Below are 25,676 nucleotides of genomic sequence, written 5' to 3'. Positions count from 1 at the left end.
GACAGCGGGCTCAGCGGCGCTCCGGGAGCAGGCACAGCGGGTGACCGGCCGGGTCGGCGTAGACCAACCACCCGCCGGCGTCCTGGAGCAGGGTCGCCCCGAGGGCCCGGACGGCGGGGTCGGCGGTGGCGAGGTCGGGCACGTCGACGTCCAGATGGGCCTGCTGCGGGTGCTCCGGGTCCGGCCAGCGGGGCGGGCGGTACCCGGCGACCCGCTGGAAGCAGAGCACCCGGCCGTCGGGGGTGTGCAGGGTGGACCAGTCCGCGCCCAGCGACCAGCGCGGATCCGGGCGGTCCACCTCGCCGCCGAGCAGCCCGGCGTAGAACCGGGCCAGCGCGGCCGGGTCCGGACAGTCGAGCACGAGGCACTGCAACCGGCCGATCATCGGGGCTCCTTCGGGAGGGTTCGGGGTCGGCGGCCGCGGGCTCCGGTGGCCGTGCTGGACAAGCCGACCGAAGATCGTAACCATGCTCGGATGACCACTCCGGACGAATCCGTGCACGCTCGCCTCGACCGGCTGCGCCGCGACCGCGGGCTGCTCACTCCCGCCGAACTGCTCGACCTCGCCGAGTACGGGGTCACGGTGCTCGACCCGTTCTCGGTGATCGTCTCCCGGCAGGTGAAGCTCGGACCCGACAATGTGCTCCACCCCGGTGTCGTCGTCGAGTGCGACGAGCAGAGCCGCTGCGTACTCGGCCCTGGCAACCTGCTGTACGGCGGCACCCGGATCAGCGCCGCCGACGGGGGCAGCATCACCATCGGCGCCCGCTCGCAGATCGGCGACGGCGGCACCCGGATCATCGCCGGGGCCCACGAGAGCATCGAGATCGGTGACGAGGTCCGGCTCATGGACGGCGTCGAGGTCACCGGCGACAGCCTGCTCGGCAGCGGCTCGCAGATCCTCGGCCGGATCTCGGCCCACTCGGTCGAACTCGGCGCCGGCCGACCGCACACCTTCCCGGACCCGGACGGCCGCGGCGGCGTCATCAAGGGGTACGGCCGGGCCACGGGAGCCCTGGTCCGGTCGGGCGACGTGCTCTGGAACATCGGCCACGAGATCGGCCACACGACGACCGAGCGGCAGCGCCTCTACCACCTGGAGGCCCCGCGGCTCGCCCCCGAGCCCACGCTGGAACGCCTGACGGCCGAACACGCGGGCGCCGTGCTCGCGTTCGAGCAGGAGAACCGGGACTTCTTCCGCTACTCGGTGCCCGACCGCGGGGACGAGTACTTCACCCCCGACGGCTTCGCCGAGCGGCACCGGGCCCTGCTCGACGAACAGACCTACGGCCGCAGCCACTTCCACGTCCTCGTCAACGGCTGGGGCCGGATCGTCGGCCGGGTGAACCTGGTGAGCGTCGCCGGCGGCAGCGCCGAGATCGGCTACCGGATCGCCGAGGCCGACGCCCAGCAGGGCCTGGGCCGGGCAGCCGTCGAGGAGGTCTGCCGACTGGCCTCCGCCTCCTACGGGTTGAGCGAGCTCACCGCCGTGAGCTCGCTGGACAACGAGGCCTCCCGCGCCCTGCTCGCCCGCACCGGATTCACCGAGGTCGGCGAGCGGCGCGTCGACGGCGAGAAGGTCATGGCCTACCGCCGGGCCCTCTGAACGGCGGTTCGGCCGCCCGGCCGGTGGGCAGCACTACCGGCATGACGATCCCTCACCGCCTGGTCGGCACCGGCGCCCACAAGGTCCTGGTCCTGCACGACTGGTTCGGCACCAGCGCCGGCTGGGGCCCGTTCCCGGACTACCTGGACGGCTCCGCCTTCAGCTACGCCTTCCTCGACTACCGGGGCTACGGCGACCGCAAGGACGTGGCCGGCGCGTACACCCTGGCCGAGATCGCGGACGACGCGCTCGCGCTGGCCGACCAGCTGGACTGGCCGGAGTTCTCGCTGGTCGGGCACTCGATGGGCGGCAAGGCCGTCCAGCAGGTGCTCGCCCAGGCGCCCGGACGGGTGCGGAAGTTGGCCGGGCTGGCGCCCGTTCCCGCCGGTCCGTACCCGATGGACGCGGACGGCGAGACGCTGTTCTACGGCGCCGCCGAGGACCGCGCCAAGCGGTACGCGATCCTGGACCTGGTGACCGGGCGGCGGGCCGGCCGGGTCTGGCTCGACCTGATGGTGGACCGCTCGCTGGAGCTGTCCACCCGGGAGGCCTTCGGCGGCTACGTCCGCGACTGGGCCACCGCCGACCTGGTGGACCGGGTGGCCGGGAACCCGGTGCCGGTCCGGGTGTTCGTCGGCGAGCACGACCTGCTGCTGACCGCCGACGCGATGCGCGGCACCTTCCTCGCCCACTACCCCAACGCGGAGGTGGCGGAGCTCCCCGGCAGCGGCCACTACCCCATGCACGAGACCCCGGTCGCCCTGGCGGCCGCCCTGGAGGCCTTCCTCGGCGAGTAGCGCACCCGCGGCCGGCTACCCGAGCTGCCGGATCCGCTCCCGGACGGCGGGCGAGGCCTTCGCCCAGGAGCCGCTGTCGAAGGGCGGCAGCGGGTCGTACTCGGCGTGCAGCTGGATCGCCCGGGCGGTGGTCTCGTCGGTGAGCAGGGCGGCGAGGTGCAGCGCCATGTCGATCCCGGCGGAGATCCCGGCGGCGGTGACGATCCGCCCCTGCCGCACCACCCGCTCGGGGAGATAGGTGGCACCGTGGACGGCGAGTTCGCCGGCGGCCGCCCAGTGGGTGGTGGCATCCAGGCCGTCCAGCAGCCCGGCGGCCCCGAGCAGCAGCGCGCCGGTGCACACCGAGGCGGTGAACCGGGTGGTCGCGTGCGTCCGGCGCAGCCAGTCCAGCAGCGCGGCGTCCGTCATCAGCGGCCGGGTGCCGTGCCCGCCCGGGACGAGCAGGACGTCACAGGCCCCGACGTCCGCCCGGCCGGTGGGCACGTCCAGCCGCATCCCGCCGATGCTGTCGGCCACGACCCCCTTCTCCCCCGCCGACACGAACCGCACGGTGGCGCCCGGCAGATGGCCGAGCACCTGGTACGGGCCGATCGCGTCCAGCGGCTCGAAGTCGTCGAAGAGCAGGATGACGATGTCCATGTGCCGCAGCGTAGACGCGAGTCGGGTCCGCGTACCGCCCCTGGGCAGCGGATTCACGAGAACGAGTGGTCTGCACCACTTGCCTTTACCGGAGCGCATCCAACTCCGCGCCGATGGCCGCGCGGATCGGGTCGTGGGCGGGGGTGAGGGCGTGCGCCGGGTCGGTCCAGCGGTCGTGCGGGTAGAGCCAGACCGGCAGCCGGACGAGGTCGGCGGGCTCCCACTCGTAGCGGGGCCAGACATGGGCGTGCAGCATCGGGTCGGTGTTGCCGAGGATCTCCAGGTTGACCCGCCGGAACGCGGGATCGGCCGCGCGGCAGGCCCGTTCGACGGCCTCGCCGAGGCGGTCGAGGTCCTCCAGGTAGGCGAGCCGACGCGGCCGGGGCAGGTCGGAGAGCCGCTGCACGCCCGGCTCGTCGGTCAGCAGGATCGCGTACCCGGGCAGGAACTGCACGTCCCCGATCACCGCGAACCCGGCTTCCAGCCGCCGGACGACGGTGGGGTTCTCCCCGCGCAGCGCGCTGCCGATCCGGTCGGCCTTCCAGTCGTTCTCGTTGTCGATCATGGATCGATGCTAACGACCCCGGCCGGCGGGCGATCGGGCCCGCGCGGACGCGGAACGCCCGGCCGGGAGGTCCCGGCCGGGCGCGTGGATCCGAGGCGGTGTCAGAACTGGGTGGTGACGGTGACGCCGCTGAAGTCGGTGACGGCGTACAGGCTGAGGTAGCGGTAGCCGGCCGTCGGGTTGGTGACGGTGATGGACTGGGTGGCACCGGCGGCCGTCGAGGCGGCGGTGTAGGCCGTCGGCGACGCCCAGGTGTCCGCGTTGTAGTACAGGTACGCGGTACCGGTGCCGCCGGTGGTGGAGACCTTCAGCGTGCTGGTGCCGGCCGGCAGGTAGACGTACAGGTAGTCGGAGTTGCCGGCGGTCGCGGCGCGGCCGGACCGGGCGCAGTTCTGGCCCATCGCGTCGTTGCGCTGGTCGGCGCAGGCCAGCAGGGAGGTGGCCGGGGCGGTCACGGTGACCGTGGTCGGGGTGACGGCGGTCCGGCCGGTGTCGTCGGTCGCGGTGAGGGCGACGGTGTAGGAGCCGGCCACCGCGTAGGTGTGGCTCGGGTTGCGCTCGTCCGAGGTGGTGCCGTCGCCGAAGGTCCAGTGCCAGGCGGTGATCCGGCCCGGGCCGGTCTGCACGGACCGCTCGCTCACGTTGACGGTGGCGCCGTTCACCGTGGTGTCGAACAGCGCGGTCGGGCCGGCCGCGTAGCAGGCACCGGCGGCGCAGGCGGTGAGCCAGGCGTCGAAGTCGGCGTCGTAGGAGGTGCCGAGGTTGTTGTAGACCGCGTAGCCGCCGGTGTAGTCGGCGACGCGGAACCGCGCCAGCATGGCCTGCACGTCGGCCGGGTGCTTCTCCAGCATGTAGCGGACGGCCAGGTAGCCCCACGGGTAGACCCGGGTCGAGTCCGAGTTGGCGTAGGTGTTCTGGAAGAGGGTGCTGAGCTTGTAGGTGTGCTGGGCGGCCTGCGCCATCGCGTCGGTGTCGGTGGTGGCGCGGTAGGTGTACGACATGTACTCGGCGAGGCCCTCGACCCACCAGATGTCCGGGACGGAGGTCTGGGTGGAGAAGTTGCCCTTCATGTCGTAGATGCCGTCGAGGTAGTGGCTGTACTCGTGGTTGAGGTTCCAGACCCGGGCGGTGTCCTTGGTGTTCCAGGCCTTCTGGTACATCACGTTCACGGCCCGGCTGTTGGGGTTGGTCGGGTCCATGACGGTCTGGCCGCCGTTGTCGGTCGAGTTGCCGTAGATCGCCCACGAGTAGGTGGTGTAGTCGGCCTTGTTGGCGAAGATCCCGAGGGTGACGGTCTTGGCGTACTGGTTCGGGATCGGGCCGTTGTCCTTGACCACGCTGTGGAAGAACGTGTCCTCGCCGCGCAGGCTGGTGCAGGCGGCCTCGAGTTCGGCGGCCGACAGGGCCTGGGCCTGGATGGTGCGGTTGTCGCAGACCAGCTGGTTCGGCAGGACCACCGAGGTGAGCTTGGCCGGCAGGTTGCAGATGCCGTAGTACGAGCACTGGCCGTTGTTGTAGTACGCGGCCTGGACGGCCGTGTACACGTACAGCGACCCGAAGGGCGTGAGCAGCGGCGCGGAGTCCAGCACCTTCTTGACCAGCGGCTTGGCCACCGCCTCGGCGGCGGGGCTGGTTCCGGCGAACCGGGCCAGGTCGTTGCCCGCATTGGTGTCGAGCACCGAGTGGGGGCCGCTGAGCAGGTCGCGGTGCTTGATCGCGAAGTCCGCCAGCGAGTTGACGAGGCCCGGGTCGGCGGCGAGCGCCCGGACGAAGTCCTGGTTCCGGTAGCCGCCCCAGAGCGGGTAGTACAGCACCGAGTTGACGGCGCTGATCATCTGCGGGAACGCGTTGTAGGTGTTGTTGTACTCGTCGAGGATCCGCTTGTAGGCGCCGATGTAGCGGGCCTGGACGTTGGCGCTGTCGGTGAGCCACACCACCTCCTTGAGGAGGCTGCCGTTGCTGTCGCTGACGTCGCGCCAGCGGGTGCCGGCGAACAGCGTGTCCAGCGCGGAGGTGACGGCGGTGGTGAGCTCGCCGGTGTACGCGCCGGTCCGGTCCGGGTTGTAGAACTGGATGTAGTAGCCCACCTGCAGGTACTTCACCAGCTGGGTGATACCGGTCGAGCTGTCGCCGCTGTAGCCGGCCGCGAGGTCCTTGAGGGCAGCCGCGACGGACAGCATCCGGGACTGCTGGAAGATGCTGGGGTCGGAACTGCCACTGCTGTACAGCGACTTGACGCAGTCCACGGTCGAGCTCTTGATGAACGCGACCAGGTCGGCCCCGGTGCGGGCCGCGAAGTCGGCCGGGGTGCAGCTCTGCACGGCGAGGGACTTGAACGCGGCGGGGGCGCTCGCCTCGGCCGGATCGTTCAGGCGGGTCGCGCCGATCAGCGCCGGGGGCAGCGCGGCGGCGGGCTCGGCGAGTTCCTCGGAACCCGTCGTCACGGTCGGGGCGGTGAGGCCGACCGGGCCGGACGAGGTCGGGGCCGCCGGGGCCGGGGCCGAACCGGCGGTGGCGGCGGGGGGCGCCGCGAAGGCCGCCTGGGTCGGCAGCACGGCCGTGGCCGTGGCGCAACAGGCGACGACGCCGGCTGCGAGCATGGAGAGTCTGGTGCGCAGGAGCACGCCGAATCCTTCGTGAGTGGGGGCAGCCCGAGTTGGGGTCGGACTGAAGGAAGGAGATGTGGCGTGGATCCTGTCATCGGCTGATGATCAGAACAATGTCACAGGTTATATTGCATGAGATTTTCAGCCACCTTGCCGCCCGCCCCGCCCTCCACGCAGCCGACCTGCGACGGTTCCGGCCGGAACGAACCGGCAGGCAGGCACCGAAGGGGCGTCCGGACACGAGCCGGGCGGCCGCACCGGCCGACGGGCCGTTCGGTCTGGCCGATCTGCGCCCCTGCACGCAGCACCCACACACGACGCCCACACGCGGCACCCGCGAACAGAGGGCCCCGACCTGACGTACGCGACCCATTCACGGCATGCCGAGTGACGCGGGTCACACCCGACCCGCCGATGAGTTTCCGCACCGGCGCCGGTCCTATGTGCATGACGAACACGATGACCGCGAGGACCGCCACCGCTTCCGCCGCCGCCCGCCCACTGCTGACCGCCGGCGCGGTCGCCGGTCCCCTCTTCCTCGCCGTCGGCGTGGTCGGCGGGTCGACCCGGGAGGGCTTCGACTTCACCCGCAACGCGCTCAGCCAGTTGAGCCTCGGCGGGCTCGGGTGGATCCAGCAGACCGCGTTCCTGCTCACCGGCGCGCTGCTGCTCGCGGGCGCCGTCGGACTGCGCCGGGCCCTGCCGGGGAGCACCTGGGCGCCCCGGCTGGTCGGGGTGTTCGGGGCGAGCTTCGTCCTCGACGGGTTCTTCGCCGCCGACCCCGGGGCCGGGTTCCCGGTCGGGGCGCCCGAGGGCCGGGTGACCGAACTGAGCGGGCACGGCCTGGTGCACCTGGTCGGCGGAGCGGTCGGCTTCCTCGCCCTGTGCGCGGCCTTCCTCGTCCTCGCCCGCCACCTGGGCGGACCCTGGGCCCTCGCCTCGCGCGTGGTCGCGGCCGCCGTCCTGCTCGGGTTCGCCGCCTCGGGCGCCACCGTGCTGGCGTTCACCCTGGCCGCCGCGCTCGGACTGCTCTGGCTGACCGCTGTCGCGATCAGGCTCCATGCGTAATGATCATCAATCAGTGGACGACCGAACGGACTTCGAGGAGCACCGCATGACCACCCCCAACGGCCCCGCCAGCTACTTCCCCGCCATCGAGAAGAAGTACGGGCAGCCGGTCGCCCACTGGCAGGAGCTGATCCGCGCCTCCCCGCTGGCCAAGCACATGGAACTGGTCGCCTGGCTCAAGGCCGAGCACGGCATCGGCCACGGGCACGCGAACGCCCTCGTCAAGCACACGCTCGACGAGGGCGGGAAGTAGCCCCGCGGGGCGCGGCCTCAGATGCCGAGGCCGCGCACCATCAGGTCCACCAGCGCGAAGAAGAACAGCGAGATGCCGACGAAGCCGTTGGTCTGGAAGAACGCCCGGTTCAGCCGGGACAGGTCGTTCGGCTTCACGATGGTGTGCTCGTAGACGAAGGCGCCGGCCACCACCAGCAGGCCGATCCAGAACGCGACACCCGCGTCGGTGAGCACCGCGTACCAGCCGAGCAGCAACGTGGTGAGCACATGGCAGCCGCGCGCGCCCCGGATCGCGGCCGGGACGCCGAACCGGGCCGGCACCGAGCGCACCCCGCCCGCCCGGTCGGAGGCCACGTCCTGGCAGGCGTAGATCAGGTCGAAGCCGCCGATCCAGATGCCGACGGCCGCGCCGAGCACCACCGCGTCCCAGGACCAGGTGCCGGTGACGGCCAGCCAGGCGCCCACCGGGCCCATCGCCTGGGCCAGGCCGAGGATCGCCTGCGGGAAGTCGGTGAACCGCTTGCCGTACGGGTAGACCACCATCGGCACCACGGCGACCGGAGCCAGCGCGAGGCAGAGCGGGTTCAGCAGCGCGGCCGCGCCCAGGAAGACCACCAGGGCGACCGCCGAGCCGACGTACGCGGTCTTCAGGGACACCGCGCCGGTGACGAGTTCGCGCCCGGCCGTACGCGGGTTGCGGGCGTCGATCTCCCGGTCGATGATCCGGTTCGCCGCCATGGCGAAGGTCCGGAGCCCGACCATGCAGACCGTGACGACGAAAAGCTCGCCCCAGTGCACCCGCTCGTCGGCCCGGAACATCGCCGTCAGCGCCGCGATGTAGGCGAACGGCAGGGCGAAGACCGAGTGCTCGATCATCACCAGCCGCAGGAAGGACTTGACCTTGCCGGGCGGGACCTCGGGGAGTGCGGCGGCGGTGCTCACAGGCCGTACTCCTTCCAGCGCCGGCTCACCAGGGCGGCGGTCTCCGGGTCGGAGGAGACCATCTCGGGCCAGCCGCCGTCGCGGGTGTAGCCCTCCTCGGGCAGCTTGCGGGTCGCGTCGATACCCGCCTTGCCGCCCCAGAACTGCTGGTACGAGGCGTGGTCGAGGTGGTCGACCGGGCCCTCGACCACGGTGAGGTCGCGGCTGTAGTCGACATTGCCGAAGGCCCGCCAGGCGACCTCCTGGTAGTCGTGGACGTCGCAGTCGGAGTCCACCACGATGATCAGCTTGGTCAGCGACATCATGTGCGCGCCCCAGATGGCGTGCATGGTCTTCTGGGCGTGCTTCGGGTACTTCTTGTCGATCGAGACGATCACGCAGTTGTGGAAGCCGCCGGCCTCGGGCAGGTCGTAGTCGACGATGTCCGGGATGATGATCTTCAGCAGCGGCAGGAAGAAGCGCTCGGTGAACTTGCCCAGCGGGCCGTCCTCCGTCGGCGGCCGGCCGACCACGATGGACTGCAGGATCGGGCGGCGGCGCATCGTCACGCAGTCGATCGTCAGCGCCGGGAACGGCTCCTGCGGCGTGTAGAAGCCGGTGTGGTCGCCGAACGGCCCCTCGGGCAGCATCTCGCCCGGCTCCAGCCAGCCCTCCAGGACCACCTCGGCGTCCGCCGGGACCTGCAGCGGGACCGTCTTGCAGTCCACCATCCGCACCCGCTCGCCCGCGACGAAGCCGGCGAACAGGTACTCGTCGATGTCGCCCGGCAGCGGCGCGGTGGCCGCGTAGGTGACGGCCGGCGGGCAGCCGAAGGCGATCGCGACCGGCAGCCGCTCGCCGCGCTTGGCGGCCACCGCGGCGTGGTTGCGGCTGTCCTTGTGGATCTGCCAGTGCATGCCGATGGTGCGGCGGTCGTGCCGCTGGAGCCGGTACAGACCGAGGTTGCGGATGCCGCTGTCCGGGTCCTTGGTGTGGGTCAGGCCCAGATTGAAGAAGGAGCCGCCGTCCAGCGGCCAGGTGAACAGCGCGGGCAGCTCGTCCAGGTTGACGTCCTCGCCGGTGAGCACCACCTCGTGCACGGGCGCGTCGCCGGACTTCACGTTCTTCGGCGGCACATGGGCCATCGAGGCCAGCTTGCCGAAGGCGTCCCGGAAGCCGGTGAAGCCCTGCGGCAGCTCCGGCTTCAGCAGACCGGAGATCCGGTCGGCGATCTCCTCCGGGCCCTTGAGGCCGAGCGCCTTGGAGAGCCGGCGCTCGGTGCCGAAGACGTTCATCGCCAGCGGCATCGACGAGCCCTTGACGTTCTCGAACAGCAGGGCCGGGCCCTTGGCCTTCTGCACCCGGTCGACGATCTCGCCGATCTCCAGATAGGGGTCCACCTCCGCCTTGATCCGCTTGAGGTCGCCTTCGCGGTCGAGGGCCCGCAGGAACGAGCGGAGATCGTCGTATGCCATGCCTGCCAGTATCCGCCACCCGCTAGCCTGGCCTGTGTCAAGGGCCCCCTCGAAGCGGCACCGGTCGACGGGCCGGCCCGCCGCCACGAGAACGCGCCCGCCACCGACGTCACCCGGGGGAGACCGCCGCCGTGCTGAGGATCCTGACCTTCGTACTCCCGCTCGCCCTGTGGGTGTGGGCCTTCATCGACTGCCTGACCACCCCCGAGGACGAGGTGAAGCACCTGCCCAAGGTGGTCTGGGTGATCATCGTGCTGCTCTTCCCGCTCGTCGGCTCGATCGCCTGGCTGGTGGCCGGCAAGCAGCGCGGGGCGCTGCGGACCGCGCCGGCGGGCGGCCTGGACGCCGACGGCCCGGCGTACGCGCCCCGGCGCGACGGCCGGCCGGTGGCGCCTGACGACAACCCGGAGTTCCTCGCCTCGTTGAAGAAGCACAACAACGAGCACGAGGACATGCTCAAGCAGTGGGAGGCGGATTTGCGCCGCCGCGAGAACGAGCTGCGCGGCAAGGACGACCCGGACGAAGGGCGTCGCGGCTGAGCCCGTGTCGCTCGGACAGCCCACCCGGCATCCACCGGGTGGGCTGCGGTCTTTTTGGTGCATCCCTACGACTGGTCGGACACCACCGGCCCGCCGGCACGGCCTTCACCGCCGCACCAGGCGTCCCGCGGACACCCCCTCGGGAGACCCGGCCCTCCTTGACAGGTACAGCTGTGACCTGCATGTTTCCTCAGGTTACGCTCACCCGACCGCCATCTGGACGACAGCTCGGGGTAATCGAACAGCTACCGGCCGGACGGGCTGAAACGCTTCGCTTTCTGTGCAGCCCTGACATCTAAACGGACGCGACCTTGTACGGAATCGACGCCGAAACCAGCGCGCGGCCCCTCGTACAGTCATAAGTGAAGAAGTGATTCGCAGCCGGGGGCATCGCAGACGTTGGCTGTCGGACAGTTCCCTCACCTTTGGAGTGGTTCGAGATGACGGTTGTGCACCAGGCACCGGTCGACGACGACGTCCCTGAGATCCCCACGGACGTCCGGGGAAGAGTCGCGGAACTGCACGAACTCCGCGAGCAGGTCCGCCGGGGCCCCAGCGAGAAGGCCACCGAGGCCCAGCACGCCAAGGGCAAGCTGACCGCCCGCGAGCGGATCGACCTCCTGCTCGACGAGGGCTCGTTCCGCGAGGTCGAGCCGCTGCGCCGGCACCGCGCCACCGGCTTCGGGCTGGAGGCGAAGAAGCCGCACACCGACGGCGTGGTCGTCGGCTGGGGCACCGTGCACGGCCGGACGGTCTTCACCTACGCCCACGACTTCCGGATCTTCGGCGGCGCGCTCGGCGAGGCCCACGCCCAGAAGATCCACAAGATCATGGACATGGCCATCGCGGCCGGTGCCCCGCTGGTCTCGCTCAACGACGGCGCCGGCGCCCGCATCCAGGAGGGCGTCACCGCGCTCGCCGGCTACGGCGGCATCTTCCAGCGCAACACCAGGGCCTCCGGTGTGATCCCGCAGATCTCCGTGATGCTCGGCCCGTGCGCCGGCGGCGCGGCCTACTCCCCGGCCCTGACCGACTTCGTCTTCATGGTCCGCGAGACCTCGCAGATGTTCATCACCGGCCCGGACGTCGTCCAGGCCGTCACCGGCGAGAAGATCAGCCAGAACGGGCTCGGCGGCGCCGACGTCCACGCCGGCGTCTCCGGCGTCTCGCACTTCGTCTACGACGACGAGCAGTCCTGCATCGAGGAGGTCCGCTACCTCCTCTCGCTGCTGCCGCAGAACAACCGCGAGATGCCCCCGCCCGTCGTCAACGACGACCCGGTGGACCGCCGCAACGACAGCCTGCTCGACCTGGTGCCGGCCGACGGCAACCGGCCGTACGACATGCGCAAGGTCATCGAGGAGATCGTCGACCACGGCGAGTACCTGGAGGTCCACGAGCGCTGGGCCACCAATGTGCTCTGCGTGCTCGCCCGGATCGACGGCCACGTCACCGGCATCATCGCCAACCAGCCGCAGTCGCTGGCCGGCGTCCTGGACATCAACGCCAGCGAGAAGGCCGCGCGCTTCGTCCAGATGTGCGACGCCTTCAACATCCCCCTGGTCACCATGCTCGACGTCCCCGGCTTCCTGCCCGGCGTCGACCAGGAGCACGACGGCATCATCCGGCACGGCGCCAAGCTCCTCTACGCCTACTGCAACGCGACCGTGCCGCGGATCCAGCTGATCCTGCGCAAGGCCTACGGCGGTGCCTACATCGTCATGGACTCCCGCTCGATCGGCGCCGACCTCTCCTTCGCGTGGCCGACCAACGAGATCGCCGTCATGGGTGCCGAGGGCGCCGCCAACGTCATCTTCCGCCGGGACATCAACGCCGCCGACGACCCGGACGCGATGCGCACCCAGAAGATCAAGGAATACAAGAGCGAGCTGATGCACCCGTACTACGCGGCCGAGCGCGGCCTCGTGGACGACGTCATCGACCCCGCCGAGACCCGCCAGGTCCTGGCGTCCTCGCTGGCCATGCTGCGCACCAAGCACGCGGACCTGCCGAGCCGCAAGCACGGCAACCCTCCGATGTAGCAGCGCCGCCCGGCCCGAGCAGTACGGCCGGCCGAGCCGACGCCCACTCACCACTTACGCCGGGAGAAATCCGGACCATGACCGCTTCCGCCGAACCACTCGTCCGAATCGTCCGCGGCTCGCTCTCCGACGAGGAGCTCGCCGCCCTGACCGCCGTGCTGATGGCCCGCGCCGCGGCCGCCCAGCAGGCGGCCGCCTCCTCGCCGGTCGAGCCGATCGCCAACTGGCAGCGCCTGGAGCGCCGTCCGGCGTACTTCTCGCCGGTCAGCTGGCAGTGGGCCGCCTGACGCCTCGCCCGAGGGCCCGCACGGAGACCGCTCGGCCGTCGGCCGGCCACCCGCAGTACCGGGGTGGCCGGCCGACGGCGTTCCCCGGGACGGGGGCCGGCCGCGGCCGGCCGGACGGGCCGCGGGGGCCGGAACTCCGCACTGCCGCCCGAAACGGCTCGAAAGGGTCCCTACCGGACGGTATGCGGGCCGCCGCCCGGCCCGCCCCCGTAGGATCCAGCAGCTGACGACCGGAACCACCAGGGAGGCTGCGATGGCCAGGCAGGCCCGCGCGCTGGCGACCCGCCAGACGGTGCTGCGCGCCGCGGCCGAGGTGTTCGACGAACGCGGCTACGCGGGCGCCACCATGGCCGAGATCCTGGACCGGGCGGGGGTCACCAAGGGCGCGCTCTACTTCCACTTCCCGTCCAAGGAGGAGCTGGCACTCGCCGTGATCGAGGGCCAGGGCGGCTGGCTGGCCACCTGGCAGCCGACCTCCGACAGCCCGATGCAGACCGTGATCGACCTGGGGCACGCCTTCGCCCACTCGCTGCTGGACGACCCGCTGCTGCGCGGCTCGATCCGGCTGACCATCGAGCACGGCACCTTCACCCAGCCGCAGATCGGCGCCTACCAGGGCTGGACGGACGCGGCGCGGGAGCTGCTGGAGCGGGCCCGGGACGCCGGCGAACTGCGGCCGGGGGTGCGGCCGGCGGCCGCCGCGGGTGTGATCACCGGCGCGGTGACCGGCATCCAGCTCAGCTCGCAGGTCCTGACCGACCGCAAGGACCTGCTGCAGCGGATGGCCGACCTCTGGACGCTGCTGCTGCCCGGACTGGTCGAGCCGCGCACCCTGGCCCGGCTGAACACCTTCGACCTGGACCGGGACTAGAAAGCGGATCCGATCCGGTAGTCCGCCACCCGGTCGGCCGGGACGAGGGACGGCAGGGCCACCGTCCAGAGGCCCCCGACCGCCTCGGCAGCCAGCCGGCCGGTGGACTCGGCGGCGAACAGCACCAGCCCGGCCGCCAGGGTGGTCAGCAGCCCGGCCGCCTGCTCCCGGTCCAGCCCGGGCCGCAGCTCGCCGGCCGCGGCGGCGCGGTCGAGCAGGGTGCGGAAGACGGCGGTCAGGCTCCACCACGCGTCCGCCGAGGGCTCCGGCGGCGAACCGGCCGGCGACACCACCGCCCCCACCCCGCAGCCGGCCGGGCGGCCGCCGAGGCCGAGCAGCACACCGGCCCGGACGACCACGTCCTCGCGCAGCAGCCGGGCCAGTTCGTGGGTGAGGTCGAGGAGTTCCTGGACGGCCGGCCCCCGGCCGCGCAGCGCGCGCAGCACAGCCAGGCCGATGGTGTCGGCGGCCGCGGTGCGGACCCCGTCCGCGAGCGCCTGCTTGGAGACGAAGTGGAAGTAGAGCGCGCCCTTGCTGACGCCCGCCCGGCGACTGATGTCGACCAGGCTCGCCGACTCGAATCCCGCGTCGGCGAAGGTGTCCGCCGCCGCGAGCAGCACGGCCTGCCTGGTCCGCCCTGCCCGTTCCTGCTTGGCCACTCGGTCCCTCCGGCCCCCGGCCGTGGCGAGCTCCGGCTCGCCCGGTTGCTGTCACGGCGCCGTCGTCGATGGTGCGGCGCCTCTGCGGACCGTCGGGGGCGCGCCGCGCCCACCCGAAACCGCATGGTTGGTATCTAATCTAGCCCCTGCCCGGCCCCCGCCGTCCAGAGGGGACCGACCCCCGCCCAAGGTCCTGGGCGGGCCGCCCGGGCGTTGCCGCAGGCCGGAACGCGGGTACGGTGAACCCGCCGGGTGCGCGACGGCGGCTACCCCGCAGGGGAAGCAGAAACCGGGTGGCCTGTATGTTTTGCGCAGGCCGCCAGTTCGGCCGGCCGACCGACACCCGGGAGTGGGGCCAGTCATGCCAGTGTTCACCGCGATGGACGGCGACGCTCCGTATCCCCACCCCGGCCCCGCCCAACCGGGCCCGCGCCGCTACGACTTCCACGAACGGACCGTCTCCCGTCAGCTGGTCCACCGCTCCTCGGTCGCCGAAGTACTCATCACCGGCTGGCAGTCCACCGGTCCGTACGACTTCCTGCTGGGCGCCCAGTGGCCCCGGCTGCACGGCTTCTACCGGCTGCCCGGCGACCGGCACCACGACCCGGTGCTGATGGCCGAAACCGTCAGGCAGGCCGCCCTGTTGGTCGGCCACGCCGGTTTCGGCGTCCCCCACGACCACCACGCCGTGCTCGACGAACTCGGCTACACCCTCGGCCCGGCCGGCCTCGACGGCCTCGCGGTCGGCGCCGCCCCCACCGAACTGATGCTCAGGATCAGCTGCCACGACGTCCGGATGCGGCACGGCCGGCTGGTCGCGCTGCGGGTGCACGCGGAGATCGAACGTGACGGCCGTCCGGTCGGCCGCGGTGTCGGGGGCCTGCGGATCCTCTCCCCCGCCGCCTACGACCGGCTGCGCGGCCCCCGCCGCCCGGCCGCCCCGCCGCGGATCCCGGAACAGGTCGTCGCGCCGGAACTGGTGGGCCGCCAGCAGGCCGCCGATGTGGTGCTCGGCCCCGCGCTGCTGCCCGGCAGCTGGCTGCTGCGCGCCGACGCCGCCCACCCGGTGCTGTTCGACCCGATGGACCCGGCGCCGGGACACCTGCCCGGGATGCTCGTCCTGGAGGCCGCCCGGCAGGCCGCGCAGCGGCTGCACCACCCGGACCGGGTGGTGCCGGTGGACCTGGTGACGGCCTTCCACGACCCGATCGCGCCGGACCGGCCCTGTGTGGTGCGGGCCGTCCGGGAGGCCGGGCCGGAGTCCGGTCAGGACGGCTGCGGCGGGCGCCGGGCACCCGTCCGGGTCGTCCTGGTCCAGGACGGCCGCACGGTGGCCGAGGTCCGACTGATCGGCGCCCCCGCCGACGGTGCCCCCGTCGGCGGCGGCAAGTCCGCGGCCGCCCCGGCCCCCGCCCGCCGCGGTCTGCCGCTCGCCAGCTGAACCGGAGCCCCCGCTCCCCCGTTCTCCCCGCGCCCGCTACCCCCGTCGGGTCAGGCCGCCACCAGCGCCGACGACGGCCGCCCCGCGTGCATCACGCTGAGGTTCTCCGCCAGCCGCCCCGGATCCTGCGCCAGCCAGAGCCGCAGCGCGGCACCCAGCATCGCGCTGGCCGAACCGATCCGCACCTGCGTCACCTGGGCGATCCGGGCCGCACCCGGCACCAGCAGATCGGCCAGCGGCGTCGGCAGCCAGACGGTCAGCGCGCACGGCGCGGGGGCCGCGAGGGCGCCCAGCAGCCGATAGGCGTCGGCCGGCGAGACGAACGTCGGGATGATGTCCAGCAGCCCGTCGGCCACCACCTCGGACACGTCGCTGCGGTGCCCCTGGGCGAGCCGGCGGAGCAGCAGCTGCTCGGCGGCGGTGATTCGGACGGTCAGCATGACCTCGTCGCACTCCATTGCGCGATTTCCTCCTCAATTCCTCCCCGTGCCGGACCGGGTGGCCCGGCACGCACTACCCCCGTCGCACCTCGGCCCGGCTTCCTCGTCTGGAGTGCCGGGCCGGTGTGTGGTTCCGGTTCCGGTCAGAGCCCCGCGTAGGAGTGCTTGCCGGTCACGAAGATGTTCACGCCGTAGTAGTTGAACAGCCAGCAGGCGAAGGCGCCGAGGGCCAGGTAGGCGGCCTTGCGTCCCTTCCAGCCGGCCGTGGCGCGGGCGTGCAGGTAGCACGCGTAGGCGACCCAGGTGATGAACGACCAGGTCTCCTTCGGGTCCCACTCCCAGTACTTGCCCCAGGCGGCCTCGGCCCAGATCGCGCCCGCGATGATGGTGAAGGTCCAGAGCGGGAAGACCAGTGCATTGATCCGGTAGGACAGCTTGTCCAGGGTCGAGGCGGCGGGCAGCCGGCGCCAGATCGACGGCGAGGTGCCGAGCGGGCCCTTGGCCAGGCCGGCCGCCGTCCTCCGGTCGAAGGATTCCTTGCCCAGGTAGAGCAGGGTCGTGATGAACGCCGCGTAGAAGGCGCCGCCGCAGATGATCGCGGTGGAGACGTGGATCGCCAGCCAGTACGAGTGCAGGGCCGGCACGAGCTGCTCGGACTCGGTGTAGAGCACGGAGACGGCGACGCCCAGGGTGAGCAGCACCGCCAGGGTGACCGGCAGGCCGAGCCAGCGGACCGGCTTCTTCGCGATCATCAGGCCGAGGAAGGCCAGCGTCATGGCGAGCGCGAAGGCGCAGGAGAACTCGTACATGTTGCCCCACGGCCAGCGGGACACCGAGAGGCCGCGGGTGAGGACACCGCCGACGTGCAGCAGGGCGGCGAGCACGGTGAGCGAGACCGCGATCCGGCCGGACAGGTCGGCCTTCTCGCTGGTGCCGGCCGCGCCGGGGCCGTCGACCTCCTCGTCGCCGCGCCCGCTGGTCACCACCGTCGCACCCTCGCCGGCCAGCGCCGTGCGGGTGAGCGTGGTGGTGCCGCCGCCCGCCGAGGCGACGGTGACGGTGACCTTCTTGGCGCCCTTGGCCTTGGCCTCCGCCGCCGCGACGGTCCCGGCCAGGCCCGCCTGCTCGGTGGAGCGGACGGCGACGGCGCCCTTGGCTCCGAAGGTCCACTCGAACATGTAGGCGAACATGGCGATCAGGTAGACCGCCATCGCCGAATAGATCAGCTTGTTGGACAGGTCGGCCAGCTGCGGGTCGACCGACGAGGCGAGGTGCACCGTCTACTCCTTGGAGTTCTGATCGGCGGGAACTGCGGATTCTGCGGGTGCCGAGGCCTCGTCGGCCTCCGCGGAGCCGTCCTCGGACTCGCCGTGGGGCTCGGGCTCGTTCTCGGGCTCGTTCTCGGACCTGTCGTCGAGCGCCGGGGCGTCGTCCTGGAGGTCCACCGCGAGCGCGGCCAGCTCCTCGGCGATCTTCGCCGACTCACTGCGGCCCAGCCCGGCCAGCTCGACCTGCGTCCCGCCGCCCGGCAGGGCCACCGCCCGCACCCAGATCCGGCGCCGCTGGATGAACAGCGAGCCGATCAGGCCGGCGATCGCCAGCACCGCGCCGGCCAGCGCGATCGCGTTCCCCGGACGGTGCGAGACATTGAAGCTGGCCCACTGCTTGTAGCCCTCGAAGGTGACCGTGCCGTAGCCGTCCGGCAGGGCCCAGACCTCGCCCGGCTTCATCCGGACCTTGGCCGGCTGGCCGTCCTGCTGGAGCTGGGTCAGGTTCTTCGTGTTGAGCTGGTAGATGTTCTGCGGCAGGCCCGAGTCGGTGCCCAGGTCGCCCGCGTAGGCGTTGAGCACGAGCACCGGGTCCGCGTCACCGGGGAACAGCGAGCGCGGGCCGGTGTTCCGGTCGAAGGCCACCGGGGCGGTCGGCAGGAAGAACCCGGACAGGCCCAGCTGGGTCCGCTTCCCGTCCTTGTCGCCGTAGTCGGAGACCTTGATGACGCCGGTGGAGGTCAGGTTGCCGTCCTGCGGCAGGAACGGGGTGGCGCCGGTGTAGACGACGTCGCCGGCCGCGTTGCGCACGGTGATCTTCGGGGCGTAGCCGTGCCCGATCAGGAAGAACTTGCTGCCGCCGATCTCCAGCGGGTGGTTGACCTCGATCTTCCCCTGCTTGAGCTTCGCCGGGTCGCTGCCCTCGTAGTAGTCGACGTTCGCGGTGAACTCCCGCGCGCTGCCGATCTGCGAGCCCTTGTTCTGGAACTTCGAGGTGAACCTGTTCAGCTTCACGTAGAAGGGGTCGAGGTCCTCGGTCCCGTAGAACCGGGTGCCGGTGAAGTCGTCGAGCTGGGTGATCGTGTTGGAGTAGCCCTCGCCCTCGACCAGCAGCTTGCCGCCGGTGCCGCTGGCCAGGCTCGCCCAGGCGAAGCCGCCGAGCAGCGCGAACAGGGACAGGTGGAAGACCAGGTTGCCGACCTCGCGCAGATAGCCCTTCTCGGCCGCCACCGCGCCGCCGTCCAGGTGCGCCCGGAAGCGCCGCCCGCGCAGCAGCCGGTGGGCGGCGGCGTTGACGGCCGCGGCGTCCGCGTCCGTCCGCCAGGCCGCGTACACCGGCATCCGGGTCAGGTTGCGCGGCGCCGCCGGCGGCCGGGAGCGCAGCACCCCGACGAACTGCCAGGTGCGCGGCACGATGCAGCCGGCCAGCGAGGCGAACAGCAGGATGTAGATCGCGGAGAACCAGACCGAGCTGTAGACGTCGAACAGCTGGAGCTTCTCGTAGATCGGCGCGACCGTGCTGTGCTGCGCCTTCCAGGTCTCGACCTTGAACTGGTTCTGGCCGTTCTGCGGGATCAGCGAGCCCGGGATGGCCGCCAGCGAGAGCAGGAAGAGCAGGATCAGCGCGACCCGCATCGAGGTCAGCTGGCGCCACATCCAGCGCAGCCAGCCGACCACGCCGATGCCGGTCGGGCCGTCGGACTCGGCCGGGGCGGTGGTGAGCCGCTCGGCCGCTTCCTCGGTGGCGCCCTGCGCCGGGTCACCGACCCGGTCACGGTCGGTCGTCGTGTTGGTCACGGGTCAGATTCCGATCTGGAAGCCGGCGAACTGGTTCTGCAGGTCACTCACCATGGCGTCCCAGACACCGGTGACCAGCAGCAGACCGACCACGACGAGCATGCCGCCGCCGATCCGCATGACGAGCGGGTAGTGCCGCTTCACCCAGCCGAAGGCGCCCAGCGCCCGGCGGAAGGCCAGCGCAGCCACGATGAACGGTACGCCGAGTCCCAGGCAGTAGAAGACCATCAGCAGCGCACCGCGTTGGGCGTCGGCCTGGTTGAGCGCGAGGTTGGTGACGGTGGCCAGGGTCGGCCCCATGCACGGGGTCCAGCCGACCCCGAAGACCACACCGAGCAGCGGCGCGCCGAGCAGCCCGACCACCGGGCGGCGGTGGGTGCGCACCTCGCGCATGCTCAGGCCGGGCACCAGCCCCATGAAGGCCAGGCCCATCACGATGGTGAGCGCCCCGAGCACCTTGCTGATGACCGCCTGGTGCTCCTTGAGCGTGTCGCCGAACTGGCCGAACAGCGCGCCGCTGGAGACGAAGACGGCGGTGAAGCCGAGGATGAACAGCCCCGCGCCGGCCAGCATCCGGCCGCGCCGGGCCCCGCGCGCGTCGGCGAGGTCGGCGGCCGAGAAGCCGGTCACGTAGGAGAGGTAGCCGGGGACGAGCGGCAGCACGCAGGGCGAGAAGAACGACACCAGGCCCGCCGCCAGCGCGATCGGCGCCGCGACCAGCAGCGCCCCGCTCTGGATGGTCCCGATGTTGTCGGCGAGCTGCAGCGTCCCGCTCACCGCTGCTGCTCCGCCAGCACCGGCTGGAGCATCGTTTCGAGGGCGTCGTCGGTCTGGCCGCCGACGGCCCGGGCGGCGAGCCGGCCGTCCCGGTCGACCACCAGGGTGGTCGGGATGGACTGCGGGTTGAGGCTGCCCTTGGGGAACTTGAGCAGCTGGGCGCCGGCCGGGTCGTAGATGCTGGGGAAGGTGACGCCCTTCTCCTGCTCGAAGCGGACGGCGTTCTTGATCTCGGTGTCCCGGGTGTTGATCCCGAGGAACTGCACGCCCTGGTCCTTGTACTTGTCCCAGATCCGCTGGAGGTCGTCGGCCTCCGAGCGGCACGGGCCGCACCAGGAGCCCCAGACGTTCAGCACGACGACCTTGCCCCGGTAGTCGGAGAGCTTGGCCGGGGCGCCCTCCAGGGTGTCGCCGCCGATGTCCGGCGCTTCCTGGCGGTGGCCGACGGCGGCGGTGGAGATGTTGCTGCCCTTGGCGGTGACGAAACCGATCTGCCCGTCACCACTGGCCGAGGAGCCGGAGGAGCTGCAGGCGGTGAGGACCAGCGCGGCAGCGGCGGCGGTGACCGCGGCGGCGGCGAGACGGGGACGGAGGCGCGTCATGCCAGACATGTGAAAAGTTTCGCATGGAGTCACGGGCAGGTACCGGGGGGTCCGGCATTGTCTGCCGGACCCCCTCTGACCTGCGGCGGGATCGATCTGCGGGGTGTCGCGGGAGTGTGACCCAGGTCTTACTCACACGGCTCTTACACCGACTCGGGAACCATGAACACCGTTCCGCTCGTCCGGGCTTCCTCGGCGTACCCGGAACCGGACACCCCCGGATCGACCCCTGACCAGGCCCCCGCTCGGCCCCTGAGCCCCCCCGCTCGGCCCCTGACCGGCCCCGGAGCCGGCGTCAGGCGCCGAAGCTCTTGCCCACCGGCTTGCTCTTGCCGCCCTTGCCGACCAGATGGGCCGGCAGCAGGTCGCGGACCGGCTCGCGGTAGCCCACCGAGACGATCCGGTCGCCCTCGTAGGTGAAGCTGGTCAGCGAGGCCAGCGAGCACTGCCGGTTGCGCGGGTCGTGCCAGAGCCGGCGGCGCTCCACGAAGGAGCGGACGATCCAGATCGGCAGCTGGTGGCTCACGCAGACCGCCTCGTGCCCCCGCGCGGCGTCCCGGGCCGCGGCCAGCGCGCCCATCATCCGCACCGCCTGCTCCAGGTACGGCTCGCCCCAGGACGGCTTGAACGGGTTGGTGAGGTACTTCCAGTAGGACGGGTTGCGCAGCGAGCCGTCGCCCACTCCGAAGGTCTTGCCCTCGAAGATGTTCTCCGCCTCGATCAGCCGCTCGTCCGACGCGAGGTCCAGACCGTGGGACCGGGCGATCGGCGTGGCGGTCTCCTGGGCGCGCTCCAGCGGGGACGCCACCACATGGGTGATGTCCCGCCCGGCCAGGTCCTCGGCGACCCGCTCGGCCATCTCCCGGCCCAGCGCGGACAGCCGGTAGCCCGGGAGGCGGCCGTAGAGGACGCCCTCCGGGTTGTGCACCTCACCGTGCCGCATCAGGTGGACGACGGTGATGTCCTTGGCGCTCACTTCTCAGTACTCCTGGGACTCGTAAGGGCTGGGCACTGGGGCCTGGCGGCCCGGGCGGTGGCTCAGGCGGTCGCTTCGGCGGCGGCCCGGGCGGCGGCGGGCAGGGCGGCGGCGATCCGCTCGATCGCCCGCTCGTCGTGCGCCGAGGAGACGAACCAGGACTCGAAGGCCGACGGCGGCAGGTAGACGCCCTGGGACAGCATCGAGTGGAAGAACGCGGTGAAGCGGAAGGACTCCTGGGTCTTCGCCTCGTCGTAGTTCGTCACGGCGTCCTCGGTGAAGAACACCGAGAACATGTTCCCGGCGGTCTGCAGCCGGTGCGTCACGCCCTCCTTGGCGAGCGCGGCGGAGACCAGGCCGGAGATCTCGGCCGAGACCCGGTCGACGGTTGCGTAGACCTCGTCGGTGCAGCCCCGCAGCTGGGCCAGGCCGGCCGCGGTGGCGATCGGGTTCCCGGAGAGCGTGCCGGCCTGGTAGACCGGGCCGGCCGGGGCGAGGTGGGCCATCACGTCGGCGCGGCCGCCGAAGGCCGCCGCCGGGAAGCCGCCGCCCATGACCTTGCCGAAGGTCAGCAGGTCGGGCGCCCAGCCCTCGTGCGCCGCCTCCAGGCCGTACCAGCCCGCCTTCGACACGCGGAAGCCGGTCATCACCTCGTCGGAGACGAACAGCGCGCCGTTCTCCCGGCAGAGCCGGGCCAGGCCGCCGTTGAAGCCGGGCAGCGGCGGGACGACGCCCATGTTGCCGGGCGAGGCCTCGGTGATCACGCAGGCGATCTCGCCGGGGTGGGCCCGGAAGGCCGCCTCGACGGCGGCGAGGTCGTTGTACGGCAGCACGATGGTGTCGCCGGCCTGGGCCCCGGTGACGCCCGGGGTGTCCGGCAGGCCGAAGGTGGCGAGGCCGGAACCGGCGGCGGCCAGCAGCGCGTCCACATGGCCGTGGTAGCAGCCGGCGAACTTCACCACCTTGGCCCGGCCGGTGAAGCCCCGGGCCAGCCGGATCGCCGACATGGTGGCCTCGGTGCCGGAGGAGACCAGGCGGACCTGCTCGACCGGGGCGACCCGGGCGACGATCTCCTCGGCCAGCTCGACCTCGCCCTGCCCGGGCGTGCCGAAGGAGGTGCCGCGGGAGACCGCCTCCCGCACCGCGTCCAGGACGGCGGGGTGCGCGTGGCCGAGGATCATCGGACCCCACGAGCAGACCAGGTCGACGTACTCGCGGCCGTCGGCGTCGGTCAGGTAGGGGCCGGTTCCGGACACCATGAAGCGCGGCGTACCGCCGACGGCGCGGAAGGCGCGCACCGGGGAGTTCACGCCGCCGGGCGTGACGACCGAGGCACGATCGAAGAGCGACTGGGACTGGGGTGCTTCGTAGGGGTAGCTCACGGGAGACATGGTCTCAAATCGTGTCCTTCACCTCTGCATGTCGGACCTCATCATCTGGAACGATGATCCGGGCGCCCGAGTCTGTACGGTTATCCGTACAACAGGACCCCTGGCTGCGCCGGCCACCCGGACCAGTCAGACTATGTACCCGGAGTGTCTCCGGGGTTCGTCCGGCCGCGAGGGTGGGCAGGAACTCCGGGTCGATGCAGGGGTGTGAAGAGGACTGCCGCGTACCTCGACTGGGTACGGCGGCGCATGACGGGTAAGGAGCACGTCCGGAGGACACCGGGCGTGCGGGGGTCTGTCGATTCCGGCGAATTCCGGTGAGGATGGTCCGAGTGTCCGAGGCGCAGGACGGCTACGACGAGGCCGCGGGTGGCCCCCGCCGGCCCGCCGAGACCGCACGCGGGGGTACGGGAGCGGGAACGGGGCGTGGCGGCCGTGGCCGTGAGAGGCGGGGTGAGGGACGCGTGGGGGTGACGTACAAGTACTTCGGCGCACCCGACCGGGCGACCGCGGCCCGGGTCCCGACCGCGCTGGGCCCCGGCGGGCTCGGCCTGGACGCGGGCGAACTCGGCTCGCTCGGCCGGCTCGGCGATCTGATGGAGACCAGCGGCTCGCCCAACGGCCATCTCTCCACCAAGATCAAGCCGGAGACCATGAGCGCGATGGTCCTCACCGGCATCCAGGGCGTGCCGCTGCACCAGGTGCCCCCGCTGGAGCTGGTCGTGCTGCACCCGGACTACGCCGTCGTCCAGCTCCCCCACAACGTCGTCGAACCGCTGCGGAAGGCCGACGAGACCGAACTCGGCGCCGCCGCCTTCATCTGGTCCACCGTCCCCGACCGCCGGGGCCCGCGCGACGCCTTCGTGATCTACAGCATGCTGCACGAGTGGCAGGACTTCGCCAACCGGCTGCACGACGCCGGGCACCAGTTGTACTGCCTGGTCTGGCCCTGACCCACCGGCTTCGCGGGACGTTCGAAGGGCAGGCCCCCCGGCACTACGCCGGGGGGCCTGCCCATTGGTGTCCGGGAGGGCGTCGGGGGGGGTCAGCCGCCGGAGCCGTAGCTGGTGTTGGCGCAGATGTCGTCGTCCGCCGAGCGGGCTTCCTCGGTGACCGAGCTGGGCAGCGGGGCGGGGGCCGCCGGGGTGCCCGGAGCGGCCGTGCCGGCGCCGCCGTTGGCGTCGGCGTAGTCCTTGCCGAGGACGACGCTGATGCCGGCCGCCGTGGTGGAGGTGAGGGTGGCCCCGGGGAACAGCGCGGCGACCTTCTCGGCGTTGGCCTTCTGCCCGGCGCCGTACTCGATCGTGGTGGTGGCCTTGTTGGTGGACTTCGCCTGGTTGACGCCGGTGACGGTGAACTGCGCCGCCTTCAGGGCCTCACCCGCCTTGGCGCCCAGCCCGTTGACGGTCGTTCCGTTGTAGACCGCGACCCGGATCGGGGCCGCGGCGGCGCGCGCGGGCGGCGCGGTGGTGGTCGGCGGGGCCTCCGGGGTGGCCGCCGGGGCCGCCGGGGCGGCGGGCGCGTCGGGCTGCTCGCCGGTGGCGTCCTTGCCGTCCAGGGTGCGGTCCGCCTTGATGGCCTCCCACAGCCGGTCCACGTCGGGCTTCACCAGGTCGAGGTTGGCATCGCTGTAACGCCACGGCGGGGTCACGAACTTGAGGTCGTGAAGGTCGATGTTCTTCAGCGAGAGGGCGAAGGACATCAGCTTGTCGACCGAGTTGAGCCCCTCGTCCACCCGCAGCGACTTGGTGGCCGCGTCGGCCAGCGGCAGCAGGGTGGTGGGCTCCAGGCCCTTCTTCTTCACCGTGCTGATCATCGAACTCATGAAGGCCTGCTGGCGCTTCATCCGGCCGATGTCGGAGCCGTCGCCGATGCCGTGCCGCAGCCGGACGTAGTCGAGCGCCTGCTGGCCCTCCACCTTCTGCCGTCCGGCCGGGAGGACCTGGGCACCCCGCTTGTTGAGGTTCGGGTTGATGTCGCCCTCGTAGATGACCTTGGGCAGGCAGACCTCGACGCCGCCGACGGCCTTGGTCATCGCCGCGAAGCCCGAGAAGTCGACCACCAGGGTGTGGTCGACCCGGATCCCGGTGAGCTTCTCCACCGTGTTCTGGGTGCAGGCGGCGTTGCCCTCCGTCGAGTCGCCCTGCGAGAACGCGGCGTTGAACAGGATGTCCTTGCCCTTCTGCTCCTTGGTCCACTTGCCGTTGGGGAGCTTGCAGGGCGGGATGGTCACCAGGGTGTTGCGCGGGATCGAGACGCCGATGGCGTTCTTGTGGTCGGCGTAGACGTGCAACAGGATCGTGGTGTCCGAACGGGCCCCCTCGGCGTTGCCGCCGCCGAGGTCGGAGTTGCCGGCGCCCCGGCTGTCGGAGCCGATCAGCAGGATGTTCACCGGCTTGTTGCCGTTGGCGTCCGCCGCGGACTCCGGCGGGCGGTCCTTGCTGAGCCCGTCCGAGTCGATGGTCTTGATGTTGCCGTTGAGCTTGAGGTAGATCGCCCCGCCGGTCCCGGCTATGAGCACCAGGGCGCCCACCGCCGTCCAGCCGACGATCTTCTTCATGTTGCGCTCGGGCTTCTTGCCGCGTCCGCCCGCCTTGCGGTGGCCCGAGCCGGCCGACCCGCCGTCGCCACCGGCTCCGCCGCGGCCGCCCTTGCCCTGGGCCGCACGCCTGGCCTCG

25 protein-coding genes are annotated in these 25,676 nt (G+C 71.8%); 10 read left to right on the top strand and 15 right to left on the bottom strand.

Annotation, left to right across the window (positions count from 1 at the left end):
- Window positions 1-10: 10 nt before the first annotated feature.
- Window positions 11-385 (bottom strand): VOC family protein, encoded by a 375-nt coding sequence (locus tag ADK60_RS34765; RefSeq protein WP_053650865.1) that lies wholly within the window; start codon window positions 383-385, stop codon window positions 11-13.
- Between the two features lie 90 nt (window positions 386-475).
- On the opposite strand from ADK60_RS34765, the gene ADK60_RS48250 reads away from it, so the two are divergent.
- Together ADK60_RS48250 and ADK60_RS34755 are read left to right on the top strand one after the other, a co-directional pair.
- On the top strand, window positions 476-1,606 hold the full coding sequence (locus ADK60_RS48250; RefSeq protein WP_353651786.1) for a GNAT family N-acetyltransferase: 1,131 nt from the start codon (window positions 476-478) through the stop codon (window positions 1,604-1,606).
- Window positions 1,607-1,647: 41 nt separating this feature from the next.
- Window positions 1,648-2,403: an alpha/beta fold hydrolase gene (locus ADK60_RS34755; RefSeq protein WP_053650864.1), complete on the top strand. Its 756-nt coding sequence runs from the start codon at window positions 1,648-1,650 to the stop codon at window positions 2,401-2,403.
- Window positions 2,404-2,418: 15 nt separating this feature from the next.
- Here ADK60_RS34755 and ADK60_RS34750 read toward each other — a convergent pair whose 3' ends face one another.
- From ADK60_RS34750 to ADK60_RS34740, 3 genes are all read right to left on the bottom strand, one after another.
- Window positions 2,419-3,042: a DJ-1/PfpI family protein gene (locus ADK60_RS34750; protein WP_053650863.1), complete on the bottom strand. Its 624-nt coding sequence runs from the start codon at window positions 3,040-3,042 to the stop codon at window positions 2,419-2,421.
- 85 nt (window positions 3,043-3,127) lie between these two features.
- Complete coding sequence (locus ADK60_RS34745; RefSeq protein WP_045937889.1) at window positions 3,128-3,607, bottom strand: HIT family protein; 480 nt, start codon at window positions 3,605-3,607, stop codon at window positions 3,128-3,130.
- Window positions 3,608-3,708: 101 nt separating this feature from the next.
- Window positions 3,709-6,231 carry a collagenase gene (locus ADK60_RS34740; protein WP_053650862.1) on the bottom strand — a complete coding sequence of 841 codons (2,523 nt, stop codon included), beginning with the start codon at window positions 6,229-6,231 and terminating at the stop codon, window positions 3,709-3,711.
- A gap of 429 nt (window positions 6,232-6,660) precedes the next feature.
- On the opposite strand from ADK60_RS34740, the gene ADK60_RS34735 reads away from it, so the two are divergent.
- Window positions 6,661-7,281, top strand: a complete 621-nt coding sequence (locus ADK60_RS34735; protein WP_053650861.1) for a DUF998 domain-containing protein — start codon at window positions 6,661-6,663, stop codon at window positions 7,279-7,281.
- A 46-nt stretch (window positions 7,282-7,327) separates the two neighbouring features.
- Window positions 7,328-7,534, top strand: a complete 207-nt coding sequence (locus tag ADK60_RS34730; RefSeq protein ID WP_045937912.1) for a DUF4287 domain-containing protein — start codon at window positions 7,328-7,330, stop codon at window positions 7,532-7,534.
- Between the two features lie 17 nt (window positions 7,535-7,551).
- Here ADK60_RS34730 and mqnP read toward each other — a convergent pair whose 3' ends face one another.
- Together mqnP and ADK60_RS34720 are read right to left on the bottom strand one after the other, a co-directional pair.
- Window positions 7,552-8,457, bottom strand: coding sequence for a menaquinone biosynthesis prenyltransferase MqnP (gene mqnP, locus ADK60_RS34725; protein ID WP_053650860.1), 906 nt, complete (start codon window positions 8,455-8,457; stop codon window positions 7,552-7,554).
- Entirely contained in the window at window positions 8,454-9,911 is a 1,458-nt protein-coding gene (locus ADK60_RS34720; protein WP_045937891.1) for a menaquinone biosynthesis decarboxylase, read from the bottom strand. The genes mqnP and ADK60_RS34720 overlap by 4 nt, the downstream gene beginning before the upstream one ends.
- A 131-nt stretch (window positions 9,912-10,042) precedes the next feature.
- On the opposite strand from ADK60_RS34720, the gene ADK60_RS34715 reads away from it, so the two are divergent.
- The 4 genes from ADK60_RS34715 (at window position 10,043) to ADK60_RS34700 (ending at window position 13,650) form a co-directional block, all read left to right on the top strand.
- The gene (locus ADK60_RS34715; protein ID WP_045937892.1) at window positions 10,043-10,450 is read left to right on the top strand and encodes a PLD nuclease N-terminal domain-containing protein; all 408 of its coding nucleotides are present in this window, start codon (window positions 10,043-10,045) and stop codon (window positions 10,448-10,450) included.
- Window positions 10,451-10,890: 440 nt separating this feature from the next.
- Complete coding sequence (locus ADK60_RS34710; protein ID WP_045937913.1) at window positions 10,891-12,492, top strand: acyl-CoA carboxylase subunit beta; 1,602 nt, start codon at window positions 10,891-10,893, stop codon at window positions 12,490-12,492.
- 77 nt (window positions 12,493-12,569) lie between these two features.
- Window positions 12,570-12,779 carry an acyl-CoA carboxylase subunit epsilon gene (locus tag ADK60_RS34705; RefSeq protein ID WP_030393819.1) on the top strand — a complete coding sequence of 70 codons (210 nt, stop codon included), beginning with the start codon at window positions 12,570-12,572 and terminating at the stop codon, window positions 12,777-12,779.
- 253 nt (window positions 12,780-13,032) lie between these two features.
- The gene (locus ADK60_RS34700) at window positions 13,033-13,650 is read left to right on the top strand and encodes a ScbR family autoregulator-binding transcription factor (RefSeq protein WP_045937893.1); all 618 of its coding nucleotides are present in this window, start codon (window positions 13,033-13,035) and stop codon (window positions 13,648-13,650) included.
- Here ADK60_RS34700 and ADK60_RS34695 read toward each other — a convergent pair.
- Window positions 13,647-14,309, bottom strand: coding sequence for a ScbR family autoregulator-binding transcription factor (locus ADK60_RS34695; protein WP_053650859.1), 663 nt, complete (start codon window positions 14,307-14,309; stop codon window positions 13,647-13,649). The genes ADK60_RS34700 and ADK60_RS34695 overlap by 4 nt on opposite strands.
- Window positions 14,310-14,670: 361 nt before the next feature.
- Between ADK60_RS34695 and ADK60_RS34690 the strand changes: the two genes are divergently transcribed.
- The gene (locus tag ADK60_RS34690) at window positions 14,671-15,750 is read left to right on the top strand and encodes a ScbA/BarX family gamma-butyrolactone biosynthesis protein (protein WP_159400704.1); all 1,080 of its coding nucleotides are present in this window, start codon (window positions 14,671-14,673) and stop codon (window positions 15,748-15,750) included.
- A 50-nt stretch (window positions 15,751-15,800) separates the two neighbouring features.
- Here the strand turns inward: ADK60_RS34690 and ADK60_RS34685 are convergent, their stop codons facing one another.
- From ADK60_RS34685 to hemL, 7 genes are all read right to left on the bottom strand, one after another.
- Complete coding sequence (locus ADK60_RS34685) at window positions 15,801-16,208, bottom strand: hypothetical protein (RefSeq protein WP_053650857.1); 408 nt, start codon at window positions 16,206-16,208, stop codon at window positions 15,801-15,803.
- A gap of 125 nt (window positions 16,209-16,333) precedes the next feature.
- Complete coding sequence (gene ccsB / locus ADK60_RS34680) at window positions 16,334-17,467, bottom strand: c-type cytochrome biogenesis protein CcsB (protein WP_053650856.1); 1,134 nt, start codon at window positions 17,465-17,467, stop codon at window positions 16,334-16,336.
- Window positions 17,468-17,470: 3 nt separating this feature from the next.
- Complete coding sequence (resB, locus tag ADK60_RS34675; RefSeq protein ID WP_053650855.1) at window positions 17,471-19,255, bottom strand: cytochrome c biogenesis protein ResB; 1,785 nt, start codon at window positions 19,253-19,255, stop codon at window positions 17,471-17,473.
- Between the two features lie 3 nt (window positions 19,256-19,258).
- Entirely contained in the window at window positions 19,259-20,032 is a 774-nt protein-coding gene (locus ADK60_RS34670) for a cytochrome c biogenesis CcdA family protein (protein WP_037779811.1), read from the bottom strand.
- Window positions 20,029-20,634 (bottom strand): TlpA family protein disulfide reductase, encoded by a 606-nt coding sequence (locus tag ADK60_RS34665; RefSeq protein ID WP_353612655.1) that lies wholly within the window; start codon window positions 20,632-20,634, stop codon window positions 20,029-20,031. Before ADK60_RS34665 ends, ADK60_RS34670 begins: the two co-directional genes overlap by 4 nt.
- 295 nt (window positions 20,635-20,929) lie before the next feature.
- Window positions 20,930-21,577, bottom strand: coding sequence for a histidine phosphatase family protein (locus ADK60_RS34660; protein ID WP_053650881.1), 648 nt, complete (start codon window positions 21,575-21,577; stop codon window positions 20,930-20,932).
- A 95-nt stretch (window positions 21,578-21,672) separates the two neighbouring features.
- Window positions 21,673-23,001: a glutamate-1-semialdehyde 2,1-aminomutase gene (gene hemL, locus ADK60_RS34655; protein WP_045937897.1), complete on the bottom strand. Its 1,329-nt coding sequence runs from the start codon at window positions 22,999-23,001 to the stop codon at window positions 21,673-21,675.
- A gap of 467 nt (window positions 23,002-23,468) precedes the next feature.
- On the opposite strand from hemL, the gene ADK60_RS34650 reads away from it, so the two are divergent.
- The gene (locus ADK60_RS34650) at window positions 23,469-23,951 is read left to right on the top strand and encodes a hypothetical protein (protein ID WP_078879960.1); all 483 of its coding nucleotides are present in this window, start codon (window positions 23,469-23,471) and stop codon (window positions 23,949-23,951) included.
- Between the two features lie 92 nt (window positions 23,952-24,043).
- On the opposite strand, the gene ADK60_RS34645 is transcribed toward ADK60_RS34650, so the two are convergent.
- Window positions 24,044-25,558 (bottom strand): LCP family protein, encoded by a 1,515-nt coding sequence (locus tag ADK60_RS34645; RefSeq protein WP_053650880.1) that lies wholly within the window; start codon window positions 25,556-25,558, stop codon window positions 24,044-24,046.
- Window positions 25,559-25,676 lie beyond the last annotated feature (118 nt).

This window comes from Streptomyces sp. XY431 (assembly GCF_001279805.1).
Taxonomy (GTDB): domain Bacteria; phylum Actinomycetota; class Actinomycetes; order Streptomycetales; family Streptomycetaceae; genus Kitasatospora; species Kitasatospora purpeofusca.
Note: the sequence above shows the minus strand (reverse complement) of the source record. Positions and strands in the feature narration are given on the sequence as shown.

What these genes read in the sequence shown, in the direction of transcription:
- ADK60_RS34765 (WP_053650865.1), bottom strand. Translation starts at nt 385, where the DNA reads ATGATCGGCCGGTTGCAGTGCCTCGTGCTCGACTGTCCGGACCCGGCC.
- ADK60_RS48250 (WP_353651786.1), top strand. Translation starts at nt 476, where the DNA reads ATGACCACTCCGGACGAATCCGTGCACGCTCGCCTCGACCGGCTGCGC.
- ADK60_RS34755 (WP_053650864.1), top strand. Translation starts at nt 1,648, where the DNA reads ATGACGATCCCTCACCGCCTGGTCGGCACCGGCGCCCACAAGGTCCTG.
- ADK60_RS34750 (WP_053650863.1), bottom strand. Translation starts at nt 3,042, where the DNA reads ATGGACATCGTCATCCTGCTCTTCGACGACTTCGAGCCGCTGGACGCG.
- ADK60_RS34745 (WP_045937889.1), bottom strand. Translation starts at nt 3,607, where the DNA reads ATGATCGACAACGAGAACGACTGGAAGGCCGACCGGATCGGCAGCGCG.
- ADK60_RS34735 (WP_053650861.1), top strand. Translation starts at nt 6,661, where the DNA reads ATGACGAACACGATGACCGCGAGGACCGCCACCGCTTCCGCCGCCGCC.
- ADK60_RS34730 (WP_045937912.1), top strand. Translation starts at nt 7,328, where the DNA reads ATGACCACCCCCAACGGCCCCGCCAGCTACTTCCCCGCCATCGAGAAG.
- ADK60_RS34720 (WP_045937891.1), bottom strand. Translation starts at nt 9,911, where the DNA reads ATGGCATACGACGATCTCCGCTCGTTCCTGCGGGCCCTCGACCGCGAA.
- ADK60_RS34710 (WP_045937913.1), top strand. Translation starts at nt 10,891, where the DNA reads ATGACGGTTGTGCACCAGGCACCGGTCGACGACGACGTCCCTGAGATC.
- ADK60_RS34705 (WP_030393819.1), top strand. Translation starts at nt 12,570, where the DNA reads ATGACCGCTTCCGCCGAACCACTCGTCCGAATCGTCCGCGGCTCGCTC.
- ADK60_RS34700 (WP_045937893.1), top strand. Translation starts at nt 13,033, where the DNA reads ATGGCCAGGCAGGCCCGCGCGCTGGCGACCCGCCAGACGGTGCTGCGC.
- ADK60_RS34690 (WP_159400704.1), top strand. Translation starts at nt 14,671, where the DNA reads ATGCCAGTGTTCACCGCGATGGACGGCGACGCTCCGTATCCCCACCCC.
- ADK60_RS34685 (WP_053650857.1), bottom strand. Translation starts at nt 16,208, where the DNA reads ATGGAGTGCGACGAGGTCATGCTGACCGTCCGAATCACCGCCGCCGAG.
- ADK60_RS34665 (WP_353612655.1), bottom strand. Translation starts at nt 20,634, where the DNA reads ATGACGCGCCTCCGTCCCCGTCTCGCCGCCGCCGCGGTCACCGCCGCC.
- ADK60_RS34660 (WP_053650881.1), bottom strand. Translation starts at nt 21,577, where the DNA reads ATGCGGCACGGTGAGGTGCACAACCCGGAGGGCGTCCTCTACGGCCGC.
- hemL (WP_045937897.1), bottom strand. Translation starts at nt 23,001, where the DNA reads ATGTCTCCCGTGAGCTACCCCTACGAAGCACCCCAGTCCCAGTCGCTC.
- ADK60_RS34645 (WP_053650880.1), bottom strand. Translation starts at nt 25,558, where the DNA reads ATGAAGAAGATCGTCGGCTGGACGGCGGTGGGCGCCCTGGTGCTCATA.